The organism is Citrifermentans bremense R1, assembly GCF_000426865.1.
Classification (GTDB): Bacteria; Desulfobacterota; Desulfuromonadia; order Geobacterales; family Geobacteraceae; genus Geomonas; species Geomonas bremensis.
On sequence record NZ_KE384582.1, the window covers coordinates 64,540 to 84,643 of the forward strand.

Consider the following 20,104-nt stretch of genomic DNA (forward strand, 5'->3'; position numbering starts at 1 on the left):
GGGCAAATGTTTAATAACATTGAACAATTATTAGTTTGATTTGTGGGGCGTATTTTATTATTGTGGCGATTGGTAAAACCTCCAATCCAATCGCAAAAGGAAGCGCTATTTATGGGTATGACTACGGCTCAAAAAATATTTGCGGCCCATCTGGTTGATGAGCCTTTTGCTGGCACCAAGGTGCTCAGCATCGACGTCGTGATGTGCCACGAGATCACGACCCCGATCGCCATCGCCGATCTGATGGCGCGCGGTAAAGACAGAGTTTTCGACCCCACCAAGATCAAGGCGGTCATCGACCACGTAACGCCGAGCAAGGACTCCAAGACCGCCACCCAGGCGAAGATGCTACGCGACTGGGCCAGGCGGCACGACATCAAGGACTTCTTCGACATCGGGGCCAACGGCGTCTGCCACGCGCTCTTCCCGGAGAAGGGTTTCATCCGCCCGGGTAACACGGTGATCATGGGCGACTCCCACACCTGCACCCACGGCGCCTTCGGGGCCTTCGCCGCCGGCGTCGGCACCACCGACCTCGAAGTGGGGATACTCAAGGGGGTATGCGCCTTCCGCGAGCCCAAGACCATCCGCGTCAACCTGAACGGCACCCTCCCCAAAGGGGTTTTCGCCAAGGACGCCATCCTGCGCGTGATCGGGCACCTTGGTGTTAACGGCGCCACCGACCGCGTCATCGAGTTCGGCGGGCCGATCGTGGCCCAGATGACCATGGAATCGAGGATGACGCTTTGCAACATGGCGATCGAGGCGGGGGGCACCTCCGGCATCTGCATGCCGGACCAGGTCACCGTCGATTACCTCTGGCCCTTCATCTCCGGATCCTTCGGCTCGAAGGAAGAGGCGCTTGCCGCCTACAGCGTCTGGTGCTCGGACGCCGACGCCGCTTACGAGCAGGTGATCGATCTCGATCTTTCCGACCTCGCCCCGCTTTGCACCTTCGGCTACAAACCGGACCAGGTGAAGAGCGTGACCGAGATGGCCGGTACCCAGGTGGACCAGGTTTACCTTGGATCCTGCACCAACGGCCGGCTGGAAGACCTCAGGGTTGCAGCACAGATCCTCAAGGGGAAGAAGATCGCCTCCCACGTACGAGCCATCCTTTCTCCGGCAACGCCGCAGATCTACAAGGACGCGGTTGCCGAAGGGCTGATCCAGATCTTCATGGACGCAGGCTTTTGCGTCACCAACCCGACCTGCGGCGCCTGCCTCGGCATGAGTAACGGCGTCCTCGCCGAAGGCGAAGTCTGCGCCTCCACCACCAACCGCAACTTCATGGGGAGGATGGGCAAGGGGGGGATGGTGCATCTCCTCTCCCCGGCGACGGCAGCTGCCTCCGCCATCGAGGGCAAGATCGCCGATCCGCGCAACTACCTGTAACCAATTGACAATAGATAATTGACAATTGACGATTAACGCCCAACCGTTACCGGCGGCGTTACTCATGAAGCGAACTTCGACTTTCAGGAGATGAGATATGAAAAAATTTGGCGGCCCGGCCCTCTTTCTGGACCGTAGCGACATAAACACCGACGAGATCATCCCGGCAAAATACCTGACGGAGATCACCAAGGAAGACCTGAAGCCCTACCTGCTCGAAGACCTGAAGCTGCCGGGCTTCGACGCCAAGTCGGAGAAGACCTACGGCGCAGGCGTCGTGGTGACCCGCGCCAACTTCGGCTGCGGCTCCTCCCGCGAGCACGCTCCCTGGGTCTTCGAGGTGAACGGCATCAACGTGGTCCTGGCCCAGTCCTTCGCCAGGATCTTCAGGCAGAACATGTTCAACTGCGGCATGGCAGCCATCGAACTCACCGCTGAGCAGATCGACCGCCTCTTCGGCTTTGCCGGCGCAGCCGACGCCACCGTCGACGTAGACGTGGAAAACGGCACTCTCACTATCAAGGGGGGGGGACGTCAGGAGTCGATGCAGTTCGAGATCTCTCCCTTTGACAAAGCTCTGGTTCTGGCCGGCGGCTGGGTGGATTACGCCGACAGCAAATACTAGCAGCAGGGCACTAACAGCGTCCGAAAACAATGAGGCAGGAGACCCGACGGTTTCCTGCCTCATTGTTTTCCTGTCGTTCTTGATTGACAGTCGCGACTTTGTTGACATAATCACCCTTCGAGGTCTGCTGCTGTCAGCGGGGCGGTCACCATATATTTTGGTTGACTAGGTGCGACGGCAGCAGTTACTATCCGGTGCTGTCCTTTTAACGAAAGGTTACTAGAAGAGGTTCATGCCAGTTCTCAGGAAGTTCATAACGGCATCCTTGTTGATGCTCGCCTTTGCAGGCTCAAGCAGTGCCGACGAGGGGGAGGGTGCGGTCGAGGGGGGCAAAGGTACCATCTTTACCCTTTGGCCGCTCGTGGATTACCGGGAAAGCCCGGCTGAAGGCTTCAGCAACCTCTCGCTTCTGGGTCCCATCGTGAAGTACCAGAAAAAAGGGGAAGATACCGACTTCGCCATCCGTCCCTTCTTCTACACCAGCAGCCATACGACGGAGAAGGCGGACTCCACCTATTACCTCTACCCACTGGCGTACCACGAGAGTACCCCCGAGTCAGACACCTCGACGGCCCTGCAGCTCTTCCGCAAGACCACCTACCGGAAACAGGAGGGGGCGGAACAGGAAAAGTCGACCCTGCTTTTCCCCTTCTACGTCTCAGGAACGTCTGCCAAGTACGGCCCTTACCGCGCCTTCTTCCCCTTCTACGGCGACACGTATGAGCGCTTCTGGCGCGACGAATACCACTTCGTCCTGTTTCCGCTTTACGGTTCGGCGGTGAAAAAGGGGACCACCACCAAGCACTACCTCTGGCCTATCTTTTCCAGTACAAAAGGGGATAAGGAAGACGGCTTCGAGGTGTTCCCGCTCTACGGCCAGTCGCAAAAAGAAGGGGTGTACCAGAAGCGCTTCGTGCTCTGGCCTTTCTACCTGTCCGAGAAGTCGGGGCTGGACACGGACAACCCGACGCAGAAAAAGACCTTCTTCCCCCTCTACGCCTCGACCGACTCGCCCAAGAAGACCTCGCGCACCTACCTCTGGCCCTTCTTCGGCTACACCGAGGACCGCGAGAAGAAGTACGAGGAGGTCAATTACCTCTGGCCCCTGGTCGGCACGGTGCGAGGCGAAAACTGGAGTAAGGATTCCTACCTTCCCTTCTATTCGCACGAGACCCGTCCCGAGTGGGAGAAGAGCTGGTACTTCTGGCCCATCTACAAGCACGAGGAGATCAAATCCGACATCTTCCGTCAGGAGATCGACCGCGTCCTCTTCTTCTTGTACCGGAGCAACCACGAGTACTGGCCCAAGGACGGCCACGACAGGCAGCGCAGCACGCTCTGGCCTCTTTACCTTTACAACAGGACCACCGACGGGGTCTCCTCCGTCTCGCTTCCGGCGCCGGTGGAATCCATACTCGACAAGGAAGGGATCGAGAAGAACTGGGCGCCTTTGTGGCGCATCTACCAGCGCCGCTGGGACCAGGCCGGGAACTCGGCCTCCACGCTTTTCTGGAACCTGTACTGGCACGAAAGGCGCGGCGACGAGCTGGCCTACGAGCTCTTCCCGCTTATCTCCTACCGCAACACCAAGTCGGAGCGGGAACTCAAACTGTTGAAGGGGCTGATCAGCCTGAAGCGCAACGGCGAAGAAGAGGACCTGAGCCTTTTGTGGCTCCCCTTCGGCCTCAAATGGGGGCATAAGTGACGCAATTTCTGGAACCGCTCGGCAAACGGGTGCTTTATTTCAACCAGGTGCTGGGGGAGATGGTCATCCTCCAGTGGAAGATAATCTACTTCCTGCGCGAGGCGCCGCGCAACGTGCAGAGCATCCTGACCCAGATGGCGGTCATAGGCTGGGACACCCTCCCGGTCGCCTCGGTAATGGCCTTTTTCGTCGGCATGGTGCTGGCGCTGCAGACCGGGGTCGAGCTGCAAAAATACGGCGGGCAGAACATCATCGGCGCCATCGTCGGGCATTCCATGGTGCGCGAACTCGGCCCGGTCATGACCAGCTTCCTGGTCGCCGGACGCTGCGGCTCAGCCATGGCCGCCGAACTCGGGGTCATGACCGTGTACGAAGAGATTGACGCCCTGAAGACGCTGGACATCAACCCGGTCCGCTACCTCGCCATGCCCCGTTTCATCGCCTGCATCGTCTGCGTCCCGGCGCTGGTGATCTACTCGGACGTGATCGGGATCATCGGGGGTGCGCTGATCAGCAACCTGCACCCCCAGATCTTCGTTTCCTACGCGACCTACTACGACAGCCTCACCGATGCGCTGAAGATCAAGGAGATCGGCATCGGCCTCACCAAGTCGGTCGCCTTCGGCTCCATCATCGCCCTGGTTTCCTGTTACGTCGGTTTCAGCACCTCCGGCGGCGCCCGTGGCATCGGCCAGTCCACCACCAGGTCCGTGGTGCTGTCGTTCATGCTGATCCTGGTCGCGGACTACATCCTGACCCGGGTGCTTTTGTAGCAGCCCGGCCGCGGCCGGTTCGACGCGCCGCTGCAGGTCTTTTGCTGTTTTGTCTTTTGGAGGATTTATGGCTCTTTCGGTAGAAAAAAAGGTCGGCATGTTCTTCCTGTTCGGTCTCATCATCCTGGGGGTGCTCCTCGAGGTGGGTGAGAAGTGGAACCCGTTCGAGAAGAACGTCCCCTATAAGACCTATCTCACCAGCATCACCGGGTTGAAGGTGGGGGACCCGGTGCGGCTTGCCGGCGTGGATGTCGGGCGCATCAAGGGGATCAACATCCTGAACGACAAGATAGAGATCAACTTCGAGGTAAAGCCCGGTACCAGGATCAAGACCGACACCGTCGCGGGATTGAGGCTCACCAACCTTCTGGGCGGCCAGTTCCTGGGGCTTTCCTTCGGCTCGTCGAACGCGCCGCTGCTGGAGCCGGGCGGGGTGGTGAAAGGGAAGGACGTCGCCAACATCGATATCATCGTCGACAACTTAAGCGACGTGGTGAAGGACGCCAAGGTGTTCGTCAACAACCTGGACCGCAACCAGGACATAGTCCTGAAGAAGATCTCGGTGATGCTGGACGAAAACCGCGGCAACCTGAGGGAGTCCATCTCCAACATCAACAGCATCACCGGCAAGATGGATCGCGGCGAGGGGTCGCTTGCGCTGCTTCTGAACGAAAGAAAGCTCTTCGATGACGCAAGCGGCGCCGTGGAGAGCCTGAAAAACGTGGCTGGGAAGATAGAGCGCGGCGAGGGGACCCTCGGGAAGCTGGTCAACGACGACACTGTCTATCGCGATGCCTCCGCGCTCATCACCGACCTCAGGTCAGGCGCTAAGGACCTGAACGCCGGGTTGAAGGACGTGAAGGAGATCACCGCCAAGGTAAACCGCGGCGAAGGGACCCTGGGCAAGCTGATCAACGACGAGACGCTCTATGCCGACCTGCGCGAGGCCTCGAAAAATGTGAAGGAAATCACCCAGAAGATCAACTCCGGCCAGGGGACCTTGGGGAAACTGGTCAACGAGGACCAGCTCTACCGCGACACCACCGCCACGCTCAAGAAGACCGAGCGGGCCATGGACGGTCTCGGAGACGCAGGCCCCATCTCCGTCATCGGCTCCATCGTGGGGACGCTCTTCTAAACAACCGGCTTAAAGTTAAAAGACGGCAGACAGGGGACAGGCTACTGCAGCAACGGTAGCCTGTCCTTTTTACGCCCCGGACCTTACCCCCCGAACACCCTGGAACACAGAGGTCACGGAGGCAAGGCCAAGGCGGACACAGAGGAAAATTTCCCGGTGCAGGTGATCCTGCGCTGAGTTCCCGTGAAAGTCGTCACATAGAGAAGCAATAGAGCTCGGGGGAGACACCTCAAGGTCTTTTGCCTTTGCAGTTCCCCAGATTTTCCTCTGTGTACCTCTGTGTCCTTTGTGGTAAATGCTTTGGTTTTAAGATCCCGCATCTTTCGGAGGCCTTTCTGTGACAGACATCCTCGACATAGCCATCGGGACCATCACCATGCGTCCCTACGTCTTCGCCTTCTTCGCGACCTACCTGGTGGCGGCCGTGCTGCACCTGGGATGGAGAAAGACGATCCTTTTCACCGTCGCCGGCTACCTGATCGCCTTCGCCTCCGAGTACAGCTCCATCAACACCGGATTTCCCTACGGCTGGTACTACTACGTGGACACGACAAGGGACCGCGAACTCTGGGTGGCGGGGGTCCCTTTCTTCGACTCGCTCTCATACGTCTTTCTCACCTACTGCAGCTACGCCACGGCGCTCCTCGTACTAGGGCCGGTCAAGCGGGTCGGGCGGGACCTCGTGCTTCTGGAAACAGGGCGCTTGAGACGCTCCTTTTCCGTCTTGTTCCTCGCCTCCTTGTTCCAGGTCTTCCTGGATATAATCACCGACCCGGTCGCTCTGCAGGGGAGCAGGTGGTTTTTAGGGAGGATCTACGGCTACAAAGAGGTGGGAGCACATTTCGGGATCCCCATTTCCAACTATCTCGGCTGGCTGCTGGTGAGCGCGCTGCTTGTTGCCGCTTTGCAGCTGATCGACCGTTTCGGGGGCAGGGGGGAGGAGAAGCCAGCCGGTGTCGCCGCGCCCCCTTTGCGCGCCTTCTACGGCCCCTTTCTCTACCTCTGCGTGGTCGCCTTCAACCTCACGGTCACGCTCTACATCGGCGAGCGGCTGATGGCCATCACCGGCTTCTTCATCTACACCCTTCCCGTTGCCATGGCGGCGGTGCTCTTTTTCCAGAAGGTGGACCGCTACCACAAGGATGAACTGGCGGCGCACCTGGCGGAGTTTCCCTGGTCGAACGCGACCTCGGCCGGCGTAGGACGCCCGGGCGGGGACAGGAATTAACGCAGCCTCTCCCTTTGAAAGGGCGGGGGCGTATGGTATTTTTGGGCAGTTTTCGGGACTAAAATTCACACAAAGCGGAGGCTTGACATGAAAAAGGCAATTTCCCTGATGGTTCTCGGCGCCATCCTCGGCGCAACGGCGGCAGCGGCGGCGGGGCAGACCGCTCTTCCCAAGGGATACGAGAAGTGGGAGAAGAGCAAGGCCCGGATCGACACGGACAAAAAGTCGCTCTTTTACGGCATCCACTACATCTACGTGGACAAGAAGGCGATGAAAAGCTACAAAAGCGGCGGGGCCTACCCGGACGGAAGCCGGTTCGTCGCGGTGAACTACTCCATCAAGGAAGAAAACGGCAACAAGGTGCCGGGCAAGAAAAACATGATCGTCGTGATGCAAAAAGACAGCAAAGAGCAGCAGACCGGCGGCTGGCGCTTCGCCGGGTTCACCCCCGATGGGAAACCTTCCGGGCTCGACGGCAAAAGAGACTGCTTCGGCTGCCACGAAAAAGACGCGAAGGACAGGGACTACGTAATCTCCAGGTACGCCGACTTCAAATGACGCTGCGTCGACCGCCGTTTCCTTTTTCCCCTTGAAAGCCTCCCCCCTGGGCTTGCCTCCCCTCCGGCAGCTGAAGCCCGGCGGGGGAGGACGCCTCTAGCCCCAAACAACATGCTATAATTGCGCCCAACCAAACTGGAGCGATTTCCACAGCTTTCAAGGAGCAACCATGTCGACCACACAAAGTACTCCCCAGGTACGCATGACCACCCTTTCCAACGGGATCAGGGTGGTGAGCCAGCAGATCCCCGGCATGCAGAGCGCCGCCGTCGGGATCAGGAACGACAGCAGCACGAGGAACGAGCCGGCCGATTGTGCCGGGGCCTCCCATTTCATAGAGCACCTCCTCTTCAAGGGGACGCCCACCCGCAGCGCCGACCAGATCACCGACGAGTTCAACAGCATAGGCGCCCGGGCCAACGCCTATACCAGCCAGGAGGAGGTTTTCTACTACGCCGTCGCGCTCGCCTCGATCATCCCGGCGACCTTCGACATCCTTGCCGACATGTTCGTCAACTCCTGGCTTCCCGAGACGGAGGTGGAGAAGGAGCGCGCCGTGGTGCTGCAGGAGATCCTGATGAACCAGGACACCCCGAGCCGCTTCATCTACAACCAGTTCCACCTGGGATTCTGGCAGGGGCATCCGCTTGGCTCCCCCATCCTCGGCACCTCGGAGAGCATCGGGGCCATCGGAAGGAACCGCCTGATGGATTACAAGCTCTCCAACTACCTGTCCAGCGCCACCATAGTCTCGGTCGCGGGGAACGTGGAGCACGACCGGATGGTGGATCAGGCCGAGCGCGCCCTGGGGGCGCTTCCGACCGGGGCACCCCAGGTGAAACAGCCGGAGCAGGGGTGGCAAAGCGCCATAGGTGAGAACAGGCATTTCCCGCGCCCCCTGGAGCAGACCCTCTTTTACATGGGGTATCCGCTGCCGCCGGCCGGAAACCAGCACCGCCATAAGCTCGCCGTGTTCAACCAGATCCTCGGTACCGGGATGAACTCGCGCCTGTTCCGCGAGGTCCGCGAGCGGCGCAGCCTTGCCTACACGGTCTACTCCATGATGTCCTCCTACACGGATACCGCCGCGCTGATGATCTACGCCGGGACCAGCGCGGACCGGGCCCAGGAGGCCGTCGACGTCTGCCACGCCGAGGTGATGAGGTTTTGCGATGAGAAGGTGAGCGAGGAGATGCTTGCCGCAGCCAAGGAGCAGATACGCTCTGCGCGCCTCATGGCCCTTGACGACTGCGAGACCCAGGTGCGCAGGATCTCCAACACCACCTCATTGTTGGGTGCGCCCGAGCCGGTGGGTGTCTCGCTGGAGGCTGTCGCCGCCGTTACCTCGGAGGATGTGAGGGACATGGCGCGGCTTCTGTTTGCCGGCGTCGTGCCGCGGGTCGAGTCGGTGGGGTCGGGGGAAGGGCCGGGGCTGCCGCGCTAGCCCTTTTCGGTTCAACCAGCAACCCCCTCCATTGCGGAGGGGGTTGTTTTTTTGCCCAGGGAACTGGGATCAGCTCATCTCGTCTTCGCCGCCGGAGAGGTGGGGGAAGTGCTCGTGGTGCATCTCGTGCTGCAGGTTCATGATCTTACCGCAGGCGGCGCAGAGGTACTTGTCCCCGTCCTGCGTGTAGTCCGAGCGCTTGCAGGAGGGGCACCACACCCTGACGTCGCACTCATGCCGGTCCGTTTCCACCGCCGTTTTCTCTTTATCTTCAGCCATCTGCCTACCTCCTTTTCCGGTTTGTCCTCCTAGTTCATCACAGGCCTATCATCATCTGGCTCAGCTTGAAGATCCCCTTGGCGAAGGAGCCTAGCTCCGACTTGGAGATGCTCTCGAAGAGAAACTCGTTGTCGATGGGCTGCTCCGGGTCGACTACCCGCGCTATCGGCTCCAGCGCGTCCGGCCAGTCGCTTTTCTCAAGCGTCGGATCAGCCTGGTACCGGCAAAGGCGCGCCTCGTGGTCGTCGGCCAGGCATTCCAGGTGCCGGGTCAGGTTCTCCACCTCTGCGAACTTCTCCTCTTCATCGGAACCGGCAAGCCCTGCGTGTTCTGCCAGAAGGGAAGCGCGCAGCCTGCGGATCGCAGGCACCAGTGGATCTTCCGGGCCGGTTGCCTCCCAGCTCAGGTTCAGCTCGGTATCCAACCCCATGCTCCTGTTGGTGGCATTGGCCGAGCCTATGGTGAGGAAGCGATCGTCGATCGCCAGAAGCTTCGAGTGGATGAAGGTCATCTTGCGGTTGCCGTGGTCCATCTCCGCCGAGGAGTAGACGCATAGCTGGTGCCCGCTCTTCTCGGCCACCAACTGCAGCGACCGGATCATCTTCATCTGTGGGAGCCCCAAGAAGAGTTCCTCGGTCAGAGGAAGCCGGTCCGGGAGCATCATGACGATCTGGAGGCGGGGGCGGTCGGGAAGCGTCATGCGCGCCACCAGGGTCCAGTAGATGGCTTGCGAGCTGAAATACTGGTTCTCCAGGTAGATCAGGTGCTCCGCCGACATGATGGCGTCGACGAACAGGCGGCGGATCTCGCTGATTTTTTGCTGCGTGGTCTGGGGCGCCGGGGCCACGGTGAGGCTGAGGGCCACGCGGCCCGCAGGAAGGATGAAGGCCTCTGCCGGAACCTGCGGCGTCAGGGCGCCCGCCTTTGGGAGCTTCAGCGGCGCGCCGCCGGAATCGCTCCAGCGCTGCCGGAACAGCTCGAACAGCACGCCGACCACCTCGCCGGTGTGATAGGTCTGGATGTCGTGGTAGGAGCCGTACCGGGTGCCGTCCACGTCGACCCTGAGCGGATTTTCCCGCATGTGGCGCCGGTCGTCCCAGCGCGAGGAGCAGATGTCCATCCCCCCCGCGTAGGCGAGCACGCCGTCCGCGATGACGAACTTCTGGTGGTGGGTGGCGCCGTAGGCGTGGACGCTGTCGAAACGGAAGTGGATGCGCTCGTTTCCCGACCAGTTGAAGATGATGTTCTGGAACCATTCCCTTTCCAGCGAGAAGACGGCGCTGAAGTCCCAGGCAAGGATGTAGATCTGCAGTGCCGGGTTCGCCTGGCAAAGGGCGTTCAGAAACTGCAGGAAGCGCACCTCTCCGGCGGCTGTCTCCTCCTCGCCCCGCAGAAGCTTCACTTCGGAATCGAACTGCCATCCGGCGAGGAGCAGGTAGCTTTGGGCGGAGAGCGCCGTCTGGTAGAAGGCGCGATAGTAACCGCAGGCATCCACCAGCACGCCGGTGCTGTCGGCCTCATAGATCCCCATGCAGTTCTGGCCCGGCTTCAAGACGCTCATGGCAGCTCCAGCGTGACTACCAGCGGCAGGTGATCCGAGGCGACCCGGGTTAACGGGGTTCTCGGCACGCTGACGCTGCGAACCTTGAGGTTGTGCGTGACGAACAGGTGGTCGATGCGCATGAAGGGGAGTTGGGCGGGCCAGGTCCCCCGGGGGAGGCGCCCCTTGACCTTGCGCTGCACGTCATGCAGGTGCCGGGCAAGGAGCCGGTACACCGATGAGCCGAAGAGGGCGTTGAAGTCGCCGCAGAGAACCGCCGGAGGCAGGCACTCGGGGTGGCCGAGCCACTCGGGGCCGGTGACGGCCTTGGCCTGGCGTACCCGTTCGCCGCGGTTCAGCCCGAAGTGCGTGGCCAATACCTGGATCTTCACCCCATGCAGCTCCACCTCCGCCCAGAGCGCGCCGCGGCGCTCAAAGGAAGGGTGCAGCGGTTCGGTGGGGACGGCGCCTGCCTTGATCAGCTGCACCGGGGAGCGGCTCAGGATGGCGTTGCCGTACCCCCCTTCTTTCAGATGGATGGAGGAATGGAAATGGAACGACATTTCAAGGGTCATGGCTATCAGGTGCGCCTGGTCGATCATCTCGGTACGCGGCAGCCCTGCATCGAGCTCCTGCAGCGCTACGATGTCCGGGTTGCACCGGTCGATCACCTCGGCGATCCTGAGCGGTGAAAGCTGGCGGTCCGTGCCAATACAACTGTGTACGTTGTAGGTCATTACGGAAAAGGTACGTGACATGGGTGGACTCGCATCGCCGGTCCCCGCTCGGCCGCAGGTTTCTTGCAGGAGAGCTAAATTTATATAGCATTAAAAAACTTTTATAGGGTACCCAGCGGAAAAAGGATGTCAACGCCGCCGCAAGGCGGATTTGACGCGGCCGAAACGGCCAGAAAGGGCGGCTATGAGTCGAAAGCGAAGGGCGATGAAGGTGGTTATCCTGATGCTGATGGTGGGGGCTGCGGTGGCCACGCTCTGGCTTTTGGAGGACGAGGGATTCAGCGTGAGGCATGCCGGCGAGCACAGGGACTACCTGTTGCAGGTGGTGCACAGGCACTACTATAAGGCGGTGCTGCTTTACCTGACCCTCTTCTTCATGACGGCGTTCTTCCTGCCGGGGGCGCTGGCGCTTACCTTGGCGGGGGGGATGCTGTTCGGGACCTTCCCCGCGACCCTGTACGTCACCATAGCCGGGACCGCCGGCGCTATAACCGCCTTCGAAGCGGGGCGGTTCCTCCTGGGGCACTGGGTGCAGCGGCATTTCGCCGAGCAGCTCACGCGCTTCAACCAGGAGATGTCCCATCACGGTCCGCACTACCTGCTGGTGCTGCGGTTCCTCCCCATCGCCCCTTTTTGCGTCATCAACTACGGCGCCGCCATGACCAGGATACCGCTGAAGACCTTCGCCTGGACCACTGTCGCCGGCATGCTACCCGGCTCCGCGATCTACGCCTTCACCGGCGCGCAGCTGCGCCGGGTGCATGAGGCATCAGATCTCTGGTCGGGGAAGTCGATGCTCGCCATGGGGCTTTTGGCCCTCTCGGCCCTGGTGCCGGTGCTCCTGCACCACTGGCCCAGGAAGGAAAGGGAGGGGGGATAGACCCCGCTCCAAGCTACTTCTGGCGCAGGTACTCGATCAGCAGACGCACGCCCACCCCGGTGGCCCCCTTGGGGGAGTAAGGGCGCGCCTTGTCGCTCCAGGCGGTGCCGGCGATGTCCAGGTGGGCCCAGCGAGTCTCACCCACGAACTGCTTCAGGAACCAGGCTGCCTTGATGGTTCCGCCGTCCCTGCTCCCGGCGTTTTTTAAGTCCGCGATGTCGCTCTTCATTCCCTCGCCGTACTCGTCCCAAAGCGGCAGCTGCCAAAGCCGCTCCCCGGTTTCGTCCCCGCTCTTTTTCAGTGCGTCCACCAATCGCTGGTCGTTGCCGAGAACGGCGCTCGCCTCGTGCCCCAAGGCTACCACGCAGGCGCCGGTCAGGGTGGCGAGATCGATCATGGCAGCTGGCTTGAACTTTTGGGCGAAGTGGAGCGCGTCGCAGAGTATCAGCCGCCCTTCGGCGTCGGTGTTGGTGATCTCGATGGTGGTCCCGGAGAGCGAGGCCAGCACGTCCCCGGGCTTGAAGGCCTTGCCGTCGGGCATGTTCTCGGCCGTGGGAATGACGCCGACCAGGTCCACCGGCAGCTGCAAAAGCGCCGCCGCCTCCAGCGTCCCGAGTACTGCCGCGGCTCCCGCCATGTCCGTCTTCATCTCCTCCATCCCCGGTCCCGGCTTGATGGAGATCCCGCCCGAGTCGAAGGTGATTCCCTTGCCGACCAGCACCACCGGGCGCCCCTTGGCCCCGTCGCCACGGTAGCGGACTACGATCAGGCGCGGAGGTTCCGCCGCTCCCTTTCCCACCCCCAAAAGGGCGTTCATGCCAAGCGACTCCAGATCGTCCTGCTCGTATACTTTGCACTCCAAGGCATGGCGTGCCGCCAGCCTCCGCGCCTCCTGCGCCAGGTAGCCGGGCGTCACCACGTTACCCGGGTGCGACACCAGGTCGCGCGCGAGGCAGACCCCGCGGCAGAGCTGTGCTGCCTGTTCCGCAATACTACCTGCCTGGCCCTGTTCCGGCTGCGGCACCAGCAGGGTCATGGCGTCGAAGGCGAAGTGCTGTTCTATATCCTTGGTCTTGTAGAGATCGAAGCTGTAGCTCCCGAGAAGGGTGCCGACTGCTATTGATTCGGTTGCCCTGGGGAGTGAAGAGGCCAAGGGGAGGGCAGTCGCGAAGGAAGCCGCCCGCGCCGCTCTCAGCGCCTGCATGGCGTGCCCCGCAGCCTGGCGCAGTCGCTCGCGGGTCAGCTCTGTCTTCTTACCCAACCCCACCAGCAGCAGGCGCTCGGCCGGAATTTTCCCCAGGGTGTACAGGAGGCGGGTGGTCCCCGGCTTGCCGGTGATTTCCCGTGTTTCTGCGAGGCGTCCCAGGCATCCGCCTAGGGCGGCGTCGCACTCTTGGAACAGTTGGCCCCTCTCGTCCTCGAAACAGCCGACGACCAGGGCGGGAGTGGCGTGCTCCAGCGGGTTATTGCTGCTGATCTCTATCCTCATGGCTCCACCTCTTGAATACGAAGTTTGTCTGAAAAACGGCGTCTGCACCCGGTCTCCTGCGGCTGCCGGCGTTAACAGGCGGGTCAAGCTGCACCCGGCCTCACTTGCAGGGGTGCAGCATCTCGGCCAGCTCGAAGGCGAGCTCCACGCTCTGCTCGGCGTTCAGGCGCGGATCGCAGTTGGTCTGGTAGTTCAGGTGCAGGTGCTTGTCCAAAAGCTGACGGCTGCCGCCGGTGCACTCGGTGACGTGGTCGCCGGTGAGCTCCAGGTGCACACCCCCGGCGACGGTCCCCTCTGCCTTGTGTATCTGATAGAAATTCTTGATCTCCCGCAGGATGTCCTCGAACTTCCTGGATTTCTGACCGTACTCGTTCTGGTAGGTGTTGCCGTGCATGGGGTCGCAGCTCCAGACCACCTTGAAACCCTCCTGCTTCATCTCTTTCAAAAGCTTGGGGAGGTAGGAATCGATCTTGTCGGCGCCGAAGCGGGTGATCAGGGTGAGCCGCCCCGGCTCGTTGTCCGGGTTCAACCGCTGCGCCAGGGCCTTCACGGTGTCGATGTCGTAGCTCGGCCCCACCTTCATCCCCAGCGGGTTTCTCACCCCGCTCAGGAACTCGACGTGCGCCCCGTCCAATTGTCTCGTGCGGTCGCCGATCCAGAGCATGTGCGCGCTGCAGTCGTACCACCCTCCGCTGGTGGAATCCATCCGGGTGAGCGCCTCCTCGTAGTCGAGCAGCAGGGCCTCGTGCGAGGTGTAGAGCGTCACCTGGTTCAACTGCGGGGTGTGCTGAGGGTCGAGGCCAATGGCGGTCATGAAGTTGATGGTCTTCCAGATTTGCCGGACCAGATCCTCGTACTTCTGCCCGGCGGGAAGGGCGTCGAGCGAGGCGCGGTGCCAGGCCTGCACCCGCTCCAGCGAGGCGTACCCGCCGAGCGTGAAGGAGCGGACCAGGTTCAGCGTCGCCGCGGCCCGGTAATACCCCTCCAGCATCCGGCGCGGATCGGGGGTCCTCGCCTCCAGGTTCGCGTCGGGGCTGTTCACCATGTCGCCGCGGTAGCTGGGGAGTTCGGTCCCGTGCACCATCTCGGTGTCGGACGAGCGCGGCTTCGCGTACTGCCCGGCGATCCTCCCTATCTTGATGACCCGCTTCTCGCCGGCAAAGGCGAGCACCACCGACATCTGCAGGATCACCTTCAAGAGCTCTCTGATGTCCGGGCCGGTGCAGCGGGAAAAATCCTCGGCGCAGTCGCCGCATTGCAGCACGAAGGCGCGACCTTCCACGGCGTCGGCCAACTGCGCCTTCAGGGTCTGGCACTCGCCTGCAAACACCAGCGGCGGGAGCTGGGACAGCGTCTTCTGCGTCTCCTCCAGCGCCGATCCCGCTGGCCACACCGGTTGCTGCAAGGCGCGAAAAGAACGCCAGCTCGATTTCGTCCATTTCTGGCTAGGCATGTTTTGACCTCTCTGCTACTTTGTAGTGTCTGCTGAGCCCAAGGCGGTACGCCGGTCGAGGCGCCTGCAATGGTAACAGGATTAGCTGCGTTAAAAAACAAAAATGTTAATAAAATCAAGTAAAGCCGGGTCAAACCAGGCTGAGAAGAGGGACGTCGTGGTAGTATTCTCGATCATGGAAAGCGAAGAGCAGCGAGAAATAGGGGCCGAAGAGGGCGTGGCCGCCGAAGAAAAGGGATGGGAAACGGCGCCGGAGCGAGGTGCTGCTCCCCCTGCCGAAGGCGGGAACAAGGGGCTTCTGCCCGGGTTGCTATGCGACCTTAAAGGCGGCGCCCGCCTCTCGCTTTTGCTCCGTTCCGACCTGGAGCGGCTGGATGCCACTTCCGCGCGCCTGGTGCTCCTGGTGCTGACGGACCTGGCGCTGAACCTCCTCTGTTCCTTCGTGCTGGTCGGGACCGGGGGGTATTTTTCCTACTCCTCGCTCCCGGGCTTCTTCTTTCACCTGCCGCTGTTGCTCCTTATAGGCCTTGTTGCGGGAAGGCTCCTCTCCCGCTGCGGGGCGGCACCCGCCGTCGCCGCAGCTCTCATAGCTCTCAGCATCCCCATCGAGTTTTGCCACTCCATCCTGGAAGCGGTGGCGCAGCTGCGCCATTTCGAGTGGCTCCAGGATTACCTCACCGCTCCGCACTATTACCGCTTCTACTGGTGGTGGGGAGCCGCGGCGCTCCTCTTTTTGTTCCGCATCGATCCGGCGCGGGGCCTGCGCCGGCTCAGGCTTCCCCTGCTCTTCGCTCTTTTGGTGCTCCCCCCGCTTTGGTACTTTCCCCGGGGGGACCTCTGGGCCAGTTCCGCCCAGGAGAGCGAGAGCGGCGAGCTGAGCCTGACCGACGAGGTCCTCGCGGCGCAGGCAAAGCTGTTGGACCGCGAGCTTGCCGCGCTGAAGCCGGGTCGCCCCGGTGTCACCGACATCTACTTCGTCGGTTTCGCGGGCGACGCCTCCCAGGACGTGTTCCTGAAGGAGCTCAACTACGCCAAGGGGCTCTTCGACCGGCGCTTCGGTACCTCGGGACGGTCGGTGCTTCTGGCCAACAACCCGCAGAGCGCGACCACGCTCCCCTTCGCCAGCGCTGGGAACCTTGAGCGCACCCTGGTGCGTATAGGCGAAGTGATGAACCGCGACGAGGACCTGGTTTTCCTTTACTTAAGCTCGCACGGCTCCAGAGACCACGAGCTCGCGGTGAACAACCCCCCACTGGAGCTGAAGCAGCTGACGCCCGAGCTCTTGAAGCGCGAGCTGGCCTTGGCCGGGATCAAATGGAAAGTGGTCGTGGTCTCGGCCTGCTTCTCCGGCGGCTTCGTTCCGCCGCTGCAGGACGACGGGACCCTGGTGATGACGGCGGCGGATGCCACCCATGAGTCTTTCGGCTGCGGCTTCGGCGAGGATTTCACCTGGTTCGGGGAGGCGTTCCTGGAGGGCGCCATGAGTAAAGAGTTCTCCTTCACGGCGGCCTTCGATCGTGCGCGGGAGACCATCAGGAAGTGGGAGGAGGAGCGGGGCGAGACCCCGTCCAACCCCCAGATCTCATTGGGGAAGGGGATCGAACCAAAGCTCGGCCTTCTGGAGAAGGTACTGAAGGAGGGGAAATCCAAGAAACCATAAAGGCGACTTAACAGGGATGAAGGGGATTGAAGGGATAAAAACGAGAAGCCATAGGTAAGAGCGGAAAAAATCCTTTTGTTCTGGGATTATCCCCTGCATCCCCTTTATCCCTGTTAAACGTTTTTTGTCTTACCCGGCGCCGCCGATGGTGATCCCCGAGATGAGCAGGGTCGGCTGCGCGTCGGAGACCGGGACCCCCTGGCCGTCCTTGCCGCAGGTGCCGATTCCGAAACCCAGGTCGTTCCCCACCATGGTTATCTTCCTGAGCACCTCGGGGCCGTTTCCGGTGAGCGTGGCGCCCCGAACCGGCTCTCCCACCGCGCCGTTTTCTATCAGGAACCCTTCCGATACCTCGAAGACGAAGTCCCCGGTCACCGTGTTCACCTGTCCCCCACCCATCCGCTTCACGAAAAGGCCGCGGTCTACGCTCCTGACGATCTGCGCCGGGTCGCTTTTCCCCGGGGCGATGAGCGTGTTGGTCATGCGGACGATGGGGCGCGAGCGGTACGACTCCCGCCTCCCGTTGCCGGTGGAGGCGCAGCCGTCTTTCATGGCCGAGAGCCGGTCGTACATGTAACCCTTGAGGACGCCGTTTTCCACCAGCACGGTCCTTTGCGCCGCGGTACCCTCGCCGTCGAAGGCGAAGGAGCCGCGTGCGTTGGGGATGGTGGCGTCGTCTATCACCGTGACCAGTTCCGAGGCGACCGTTTCACCGATCCTGCCGCGGTAGACGGAGGTCCCCGCCTGCACCAGATCCGCTTCCAGTCCGTGCCCTATCGCCTCGTGCACCATGGTCCCCCCCGCCTCGCTGGAGAGAACGACCGGCAGAGGGCCCGAGGGGGCTTTCTGCGCTCCCAGCATCATCACCCCGCGCGCGGCCGCCTTTAGCGCCAGATCCTCCGGGGAAGCGGCGTCGAAAAGCTCGAAGCCGCGCGCAGCGCCCACCGGCTCGTAGCCGGTCTGGGTCACCTTTCCTTCCTGCGCCACCGCCTGCACGATGAAGACGGTCGCGGTGCTGTTGTCCTCGTGAAATTCCCCCAGCGAGTTCACCGTCTGGACCTTCGTCTGCGCATCCCGGTACATCGCCATGACCTGGCGCACCCTCTTGTCGAAACCCCGCGCCGCCCTGTCGGCCCGGTTCACCAGCGCAACCTTCTGGGCCAGCTCGATGCTGTCGGGTCGGATGCCGATGGCAAAGCCCGGCGCGACCCTGCGCTCGCAGAGGTTGAACTCGGCGTGGGGCACGCCGCCGCGCACACCGCGGCTTACCGTGGCGGCCAGGCGCAGCAGCGACTCCTGGTCCAACTGGTTGGTATAGGCGTAGGCGGTGGAGAAGCCGGAGATCACCCTGATGCCGATGCCTCGGTCGGCGGAGGAGAGGACCCTTTCCACCTTGCCGTCCTCGCAGACGACCGCGGTAGAGGCGCCGGCCTCGTAATAGATCTCCGCGAACTCGCCGCCGGCGGAGAGGGCGCGGCGCAGTATGGCTGCGGCGTCTATGGTTTCGAGCATGGTTCACCCTCCTCATTCACCTCGGCGATCTCGATCTCCTTGGCGATCTCCTGCATCAGCGCCTCTACGTCGCCGGCGAAGCAAAGCGGAAAGCTGACGCGGATGAGGCCGCGCTTGCCGTCGATGGTGCTCATGGTGTTGAGCCCCTCGTACGCCTCCAGGATGGACTTCAGGTAGACGATGTCGCGGTTCGCGAGCTTATAGTAGCGGCTCCCCGTCTCCGTATATTTCGATGCCGGCTGTCCCATTCTCAGGCTCTCCTGTCCACTTCGGGTTGACCCTCGTTTCGGGTCGCATCTACATATCATCTGGCTGGTGAAAAGACAAATTTTCTTTGGCTCTTGCCTCTCCTCGATCCTCTGTTATTTTTCTAAGTTATGACGTTAATTAATATTAATAAATATGGAGCAAGGGGTAAATGCCCGTCTTTCCTGCTGGCGCAGCTTTGCTGCGCTTTGCTTTTATTGCTTCTCATGGGAAATGAGGCCTTTGCGGCATACCAGGCCGACCTCATGGTGAGGCTTGCCAACGAGGGTGATTCCTCCTACGTGGGGGCCGGGATATTCGAGACGACAGCCGTGATCCAGTCGAAGTCGCAGGGTTCCTATTCCGGGTACCCCGCGCAGTTCCGGGTCCAGGTGAAGAACGCGGGCGACCAGGCCGACAGCTTCGTCCTCACCGGCCCGGCCAGCGGCAGCGGCTTCACGGTGAGCTACCGCGACCAGGGAGGGGTGGAGCGGGCGGCCCAGTTCGCCGCAGGCGGGTACCGAACCGAAGCCCTTGCCCCAGGCGCCTCCGCCGTGCTGCTGGTGCAGGTGACCCTGGACCGTTTCACCCAGGGGGCAAGCTACCGCGTCCCAATCACAGCGGTTTCCGTCGCTGATCCTGCCGGGGCGGACCAGGTGAAGACGGAGACCGTCGCCTGCGGCCTCACCGCCGCGGTCACCGTTTCTGCGCCCCCCGATGGCTTCGGTGCGCCAGGCTCCCTGGTGATTTATCCCTATACCGTCACCAATGTCGGCAACGCTGTGAACAGCTTCGCTCTTTCCTTGGAGAGCGGCGCCCCCTGGCCGTGGACCCTTTACGCGGACGACGGGGCGGGAGGAGGAATTGCAAGTGACGGAGTCAGGCAGACCGGGGAAAGCAACCGCTGCGTCTCCACCGGCCCGCTCGCCCCAGGTGCCTCCCATCGCTTCTTCCTTGCCGTCGCCATACCCGAGTCTGGGAGCGACGGCGCCCGGGCGGATGCGCGCCTGGCTGTTGCAGGGGAGGGGGCCAGCGGTAACGACCAGGTCACCACCACCGCCCTGGCCGCCGTCCTCACGCTCTCCGACGGCGTGCGCAACCTGAGCAAGGGGGGGGGCTTCGCATCGACCGTCGACGCCGTTCCAGGTGACCTGCTGCAGTACCGGATGGCGATCACCAACAGCGGGTCGGCCCCGGCCACCGCGGTGCGGGTCGAGAGCCCGCTGCCGGCCGGGCTGAAACTGAACCCCGATTCCCTGGTGGTAGCCCTGGCCGCCGATGGGGAAGCGGCACCTTGCCCGGCGGCCCACTGCGGCCGGGCCTGGGGAACCGCAGGGAGCATCGTCGCCCTTTTGGGCGAGGGTGCCAGCGAGACAACCGGCGGCACACTCACGCCCGGAAAGACGGTTTATCTTTTCTTCAAAGCGCAGGTCGAATGACGA

The 20,104-nt window shown here is 62.1% G+C and carries 18 protein-coding genes; 11 read left to right on the forward strand and 7 right to left on the reverse strand.

Annotated features, from left to right (window positions below; translation table 11 throughout):
• Positions 1-111: 111 nt before the first annotated feature.
• The 8 genes from K419_RS0120965 (at position 112) to K419_RS0121000 (ending at position 8,866) form a co-directional block, all read left to right on the forward strand.
• Positions 112-1,395 (forward strand): 3-isopropylmalate dehydratase large subunit, encoded by a 1,284-nt coding sequence (locus K419_RS0120965; protein WP_026843248.1) that lies wholly within the window; start codon positions 112-114, stop codon positions 1,393-1,395.
• A gap of 97 nt (positions 1,396-1,492) precedes the next feature.
• Positions 1,493-2,020 (forward strand): 3-isopropylmalate dehydratase small subunit, encoded by a 528-nt coding sequence (locus tag K419_RS0120970; RefSeq protein ID WP_026843249.1) that lies wholly within the window; start codon positions 1,493-1,495, stop codon positions 2,018-2,020.
• A 232-nt stretch (positions 2,021-2,252) separates the two neighbouring features.
• Positions 2,253-3,725, forward strand: a complete 1,473-nt coding sequence (locus K419_RS0120975) for a hypothetical protein (protein WP_026843250.1) — start codon at positions 2,253-2,255, stop codon at positions 3,723-3,725.
• Positions 3,722-4,498 carry an MlaE family ABC transporter permease gene (locus K419_RS0120980; protein WP_026843251.1) on the forward strand — a complete coding sequence of 259 codons (777 nt, stop codon included), beginning with the start codon at positions 3,722-3,724 and terminating at the stop codon, positions 4,496-4,498. The genes K419_RS0120975 and K419_RS0120980 overlap by 4 nt, the downstream gene beginning before the upstream one ends.
• 67 nt (positions 4,499-4,565) lie before the next feature.
• A complete protein-coding gene (locus K419_RS0120985; RefSeq protein ID WP_026843252.1) occupies positions 4,566-5,636 on the forward strand; it encodes an MlaD family protein in 1,071 nt (356 codons plus the stop codon).
• A gap of 337 nt (positions 5,637-5,973) precedes the next feature.
• A complete protein-coding gene (locus K419_RS0120990; protein WP_026843253.1) occupies positions 5,974-6,864 on the forward strand; it encodes a carotenoid biosynthesis protein in 891 nt (296 codons plus the stop codon).
• An 87-nt stretch (positions 6,865-6,951) separates the two neighbouring features.
• Complete coding sequence (locus tag K419_RS0120995; RefSeq protein ID WP_026843254.1) at positions 6,952-7,422, forward strand: cytochrome P460 family protein; 471 nt, start codon at positions 6,952-6,954, stop codon at positions 7,420-7,422.
• A 169-nt stretch (positions 7,423-7,591) separates the two neighbouring features.
• Positions 7,592-8,866 (forward strand): M16 family metallopeptidase, encoded by a 1,275-nt coding sequence (locus K419_RS0121000; protein WP_026843255.1) that lies wholly within the window; start codon positions 7,592-7,594, stop codon positions 8,864-8,866.
• 69 nt (positions 8,867-8,935) lie between these two features.
• Here the strand turns inward: K419_RS0121000 and K419_RS0121005 are convergent, their stop codons facing one another.
• The 3 genes from K419_RS0121005 to K419_RS0121015 are packed head-to-tail and all read right to left on the reverse strand — an operon-like array spanning position 8,936 to position 11,443.
• The gene (locus K419_RS0121005; RefSeq protein ID WP_026843256.1) at positions 8,936-9,145 is read right to left on the reverse strand and encodes a hypothetical protein; all 210 of its coding nucleotides are present in this window, start codon (positions 9,143-9,145) and stop codon (positions 8,936-8,938) included.
• Positions 9,146-9,182: 37 nt separating this feature from the next.
• Positions 9,183-10,706 (reverse strand): phospholipase D-like domain-containing protein, encoded by a 1,524-nt coding sequence (locus K419_RS0121010; protein ID WP_026843257.1) that lies wholly within the window; start codon positions 10,704-10,706, stop codon positions 9,183-9,185.
• A complete protein-coding gene (locus K419_RS0121015) occupies positions 10,703-11,443 on the reverse strand; it encodes an endonuclease/exonuclease/phosphatase family protein (RefSeq protein ID WP_026843258.1) in 741 nt (246 codons plus the stop codon). The genes K419_RS0121010 and K419_RS0121015 overlap by 4 nt, the downstream gene beginning before the upstream one ends.
• A gap of 163 nt (positions 11,444-11,606) precedes the next feature.
• On the opposite strand from K419_RS0121015, the gene K419_RS0121020 reads away from it, so the two are divergent.
• Positions 11,607-12,302, forward strand: a complete 696-nt coding sequence (locus tag K419_RS0121020) for a TVP38/TMEM64 family protein (RefSeq protein ID WP_026843259.1) — start codon at positions 11,607-11,609, stop codon at positions 12,300-12,302.
• A gap of 13 nt (positions 12,303-12,315) precedes the next feature.
• On the opposite strand, the gene K419_RS0121025 is transcribed toward K419_RS0121020, so the two are convergent.
• Together K419_RS0121025 and K419_RS0121030 are read right to left on the reverse strand one after the other, a co-directional pair.
• Positions 12,316-13,791 carry a leucyl aminopeptidase gene (locus K419_RS0121025; RefSeq protein WP_026843260.1) on the reverse strand — a complete coding sequence of 492 codons (1,476 nt, stop codon included), beginning with the start codon at positions 13,789-13,791 and terminating at the stop codon, positions 12,316-12,318.
• 100 nt (positions 13,792-13,891) lie between these two features.
• On the reverse strand, positions 13,892-15,244 hold the full coding sequence (locus tag K419_RS0121030) for a class II 3-deoxy-7-phosphoheptulonate synthase (protein ID WP_026843261.1): 1,353 nt from the start codon (positions 15,242-15,244) through the stop codon (positions 13,892-13,894).
• A gap of 157 nt (positions 15,245-15,401) precedes the next feature.
• Between K419_RS0121030 and K419_RS0121035 the strand changes: the two genes are divergently transcribed.
• Entirely contained in the window at positions 15,402-16,904 is a 1,503-nt protein-coding gene (locus K419_RS0121035; protein ID WP_026843262.1) for a C13 family peptidase, read from the forward strand.
• A gap of 129 nt (positions 16,905-17,033) precedes the next feature.
• Here the strand turns inward: K419_RS0121035 and K419_RS0121040 are convergent, their stop codons facing one another.
• Entirely contained in the window at positions 17,034-18,416 is a 1,383-nt protein-coding gene (locus K419_RS0121040) for a TldD/PmbA family protein (protein WP_026843263.1), read from the reverse strand.
• Positions 18,401-18,664 carry a DUF4911 domain-containing protein gene (locus K419_RS0121045; RefSeq protein ID WP_026843264.1) on the reverse strand — a complete coding sequence of 88 codons (264 nt, stop codon included), beginning with the start codon at positions 18,662-18,664 and terminating at the stop codon, positions 18,401-18,403. Before K419_RS0121045 ends, K419_RS0121040 begins: the two co-directional genes overlap by 16 nt.
• Before the next feature lie 207 nt (positions 18,665-18,871).
• Between K419_RS0121045 and K419_RS0121050 the strand changes: the two genes are divergently transcribed.
• On the forward strand, positions 18,872-20,101 hold the full coding sequence (locus K419_RS0121050; RefSeq protein WP_226377754.1) for a DUF11 domain-containing protein: 1,230 nt from the start codon (positions 18,872-18,874) through the stop codon (positions 20,099-20,101).
• Positions 20,102-20,104: the final 3 nt, after the last annotated feature.

Excerpts from the sequence above, each read along its gene's own strand:
- K419_RS0120965 (WP_026843248.1), top strand. The coding sequence starts at position 112 with ATGGGTATGACTACGGCTCAAAAAATATTTGCGGCCCATCTGGTTGAT.
- K419_RS0120970 (WP_026843249.1), top strand. The coding sequence starts at position 1,493 with ATGAAAAAATTTGGCGGCCCGGCCCTCTTTCTGGACCGTAGCGACATA.
- K419_RS0120975 (WP_026843250.1), top strand. The coding sequence starts at position 2,253 with ATGCCAGTTCTCAGGAAGTTCATAACGGCATCCTTGTTGATGCTCGCC.
- K419_RS0120985 (WP_026843252.1), top strand. The coding sequence starts at position 4,566 with ATGGCTCTTTCGGTAGAAAAAAAGGTCGGCATGTTCTTCCTGTTCGGT.
- K419_RS0120995 (WP_026843254.1), top strand. The coding sequence starts at position 6,952 with ATGAAAAAGGCAATTTCCCTGATGGTTCTCGGCGCCATCCTCGGCGCA.
- K419_RS0121000 (WP_026843255.1), top strand. The coding sequence starts at position 7,592 with ATGTCGACCACACAAAGTACTCCCCAGGTACGCATGACCACCCTTTCC.
- K419_RS0121005 (WP_026843256.1), bottom strand. The coding sequence starts at position 9,145 with ATGGCTGAAGATAAAGAGAAAACGGCGGTGGAAACGGACCGGCATGAG.
- K419_RS0121010 (WP_026843257.1), bottom strand. The coding sequence starts at position 10,706 with ATGAGCGTCTTGAAGCCGGGCCAGAACTGCATGGGGATCTATGAGGCC.
- K419_RS0121015 (WP_026843258.1), bottom strand. The coding sequence starts at position 11,443 with ATGTCACGTACCTTTTCCGTAATGACCTACAACGTACACAGTTGTATT.
- K419_RS0121020 (WP_026843259.1), top strand. The coding sequence starts at position 11,607 with ATGAGTCGAAAGCGAAGGGCGATGAAGGTGGTTATCCTGATGCTGATG.
- K419_RS0121025 (WP_026843260.1), bottom strand. The coding sequence starts at position 13,791 with ATGAGGATAGAGATCAGCAGCAATAACCCGCTGGAGCACGCCACTCCC.
- K419_RS0121030 (WP_026843261.1), bottom strand. The coding sequence starts at position 15,244 with ATGCCTAGCCAGAAATGGACGAAATCGAGCTGGCGTTCTTTTCGCGCC.
- K419_RS0121040 (WP_026843263.1), bottom strand. The coding sequence starts at position 18,416 with ATGCTCGAAACCATAGACGCCGCAGCCATACTGCGCCGCGCCCTCTCC.
- K419_RS0121045 (WP_026843264.1), bottom strand. The coding sequence starts at position 18,664 with ATGGGACAGCCGGCATCGAAATATACGGAGACGGGGAGCCGCTACTAT.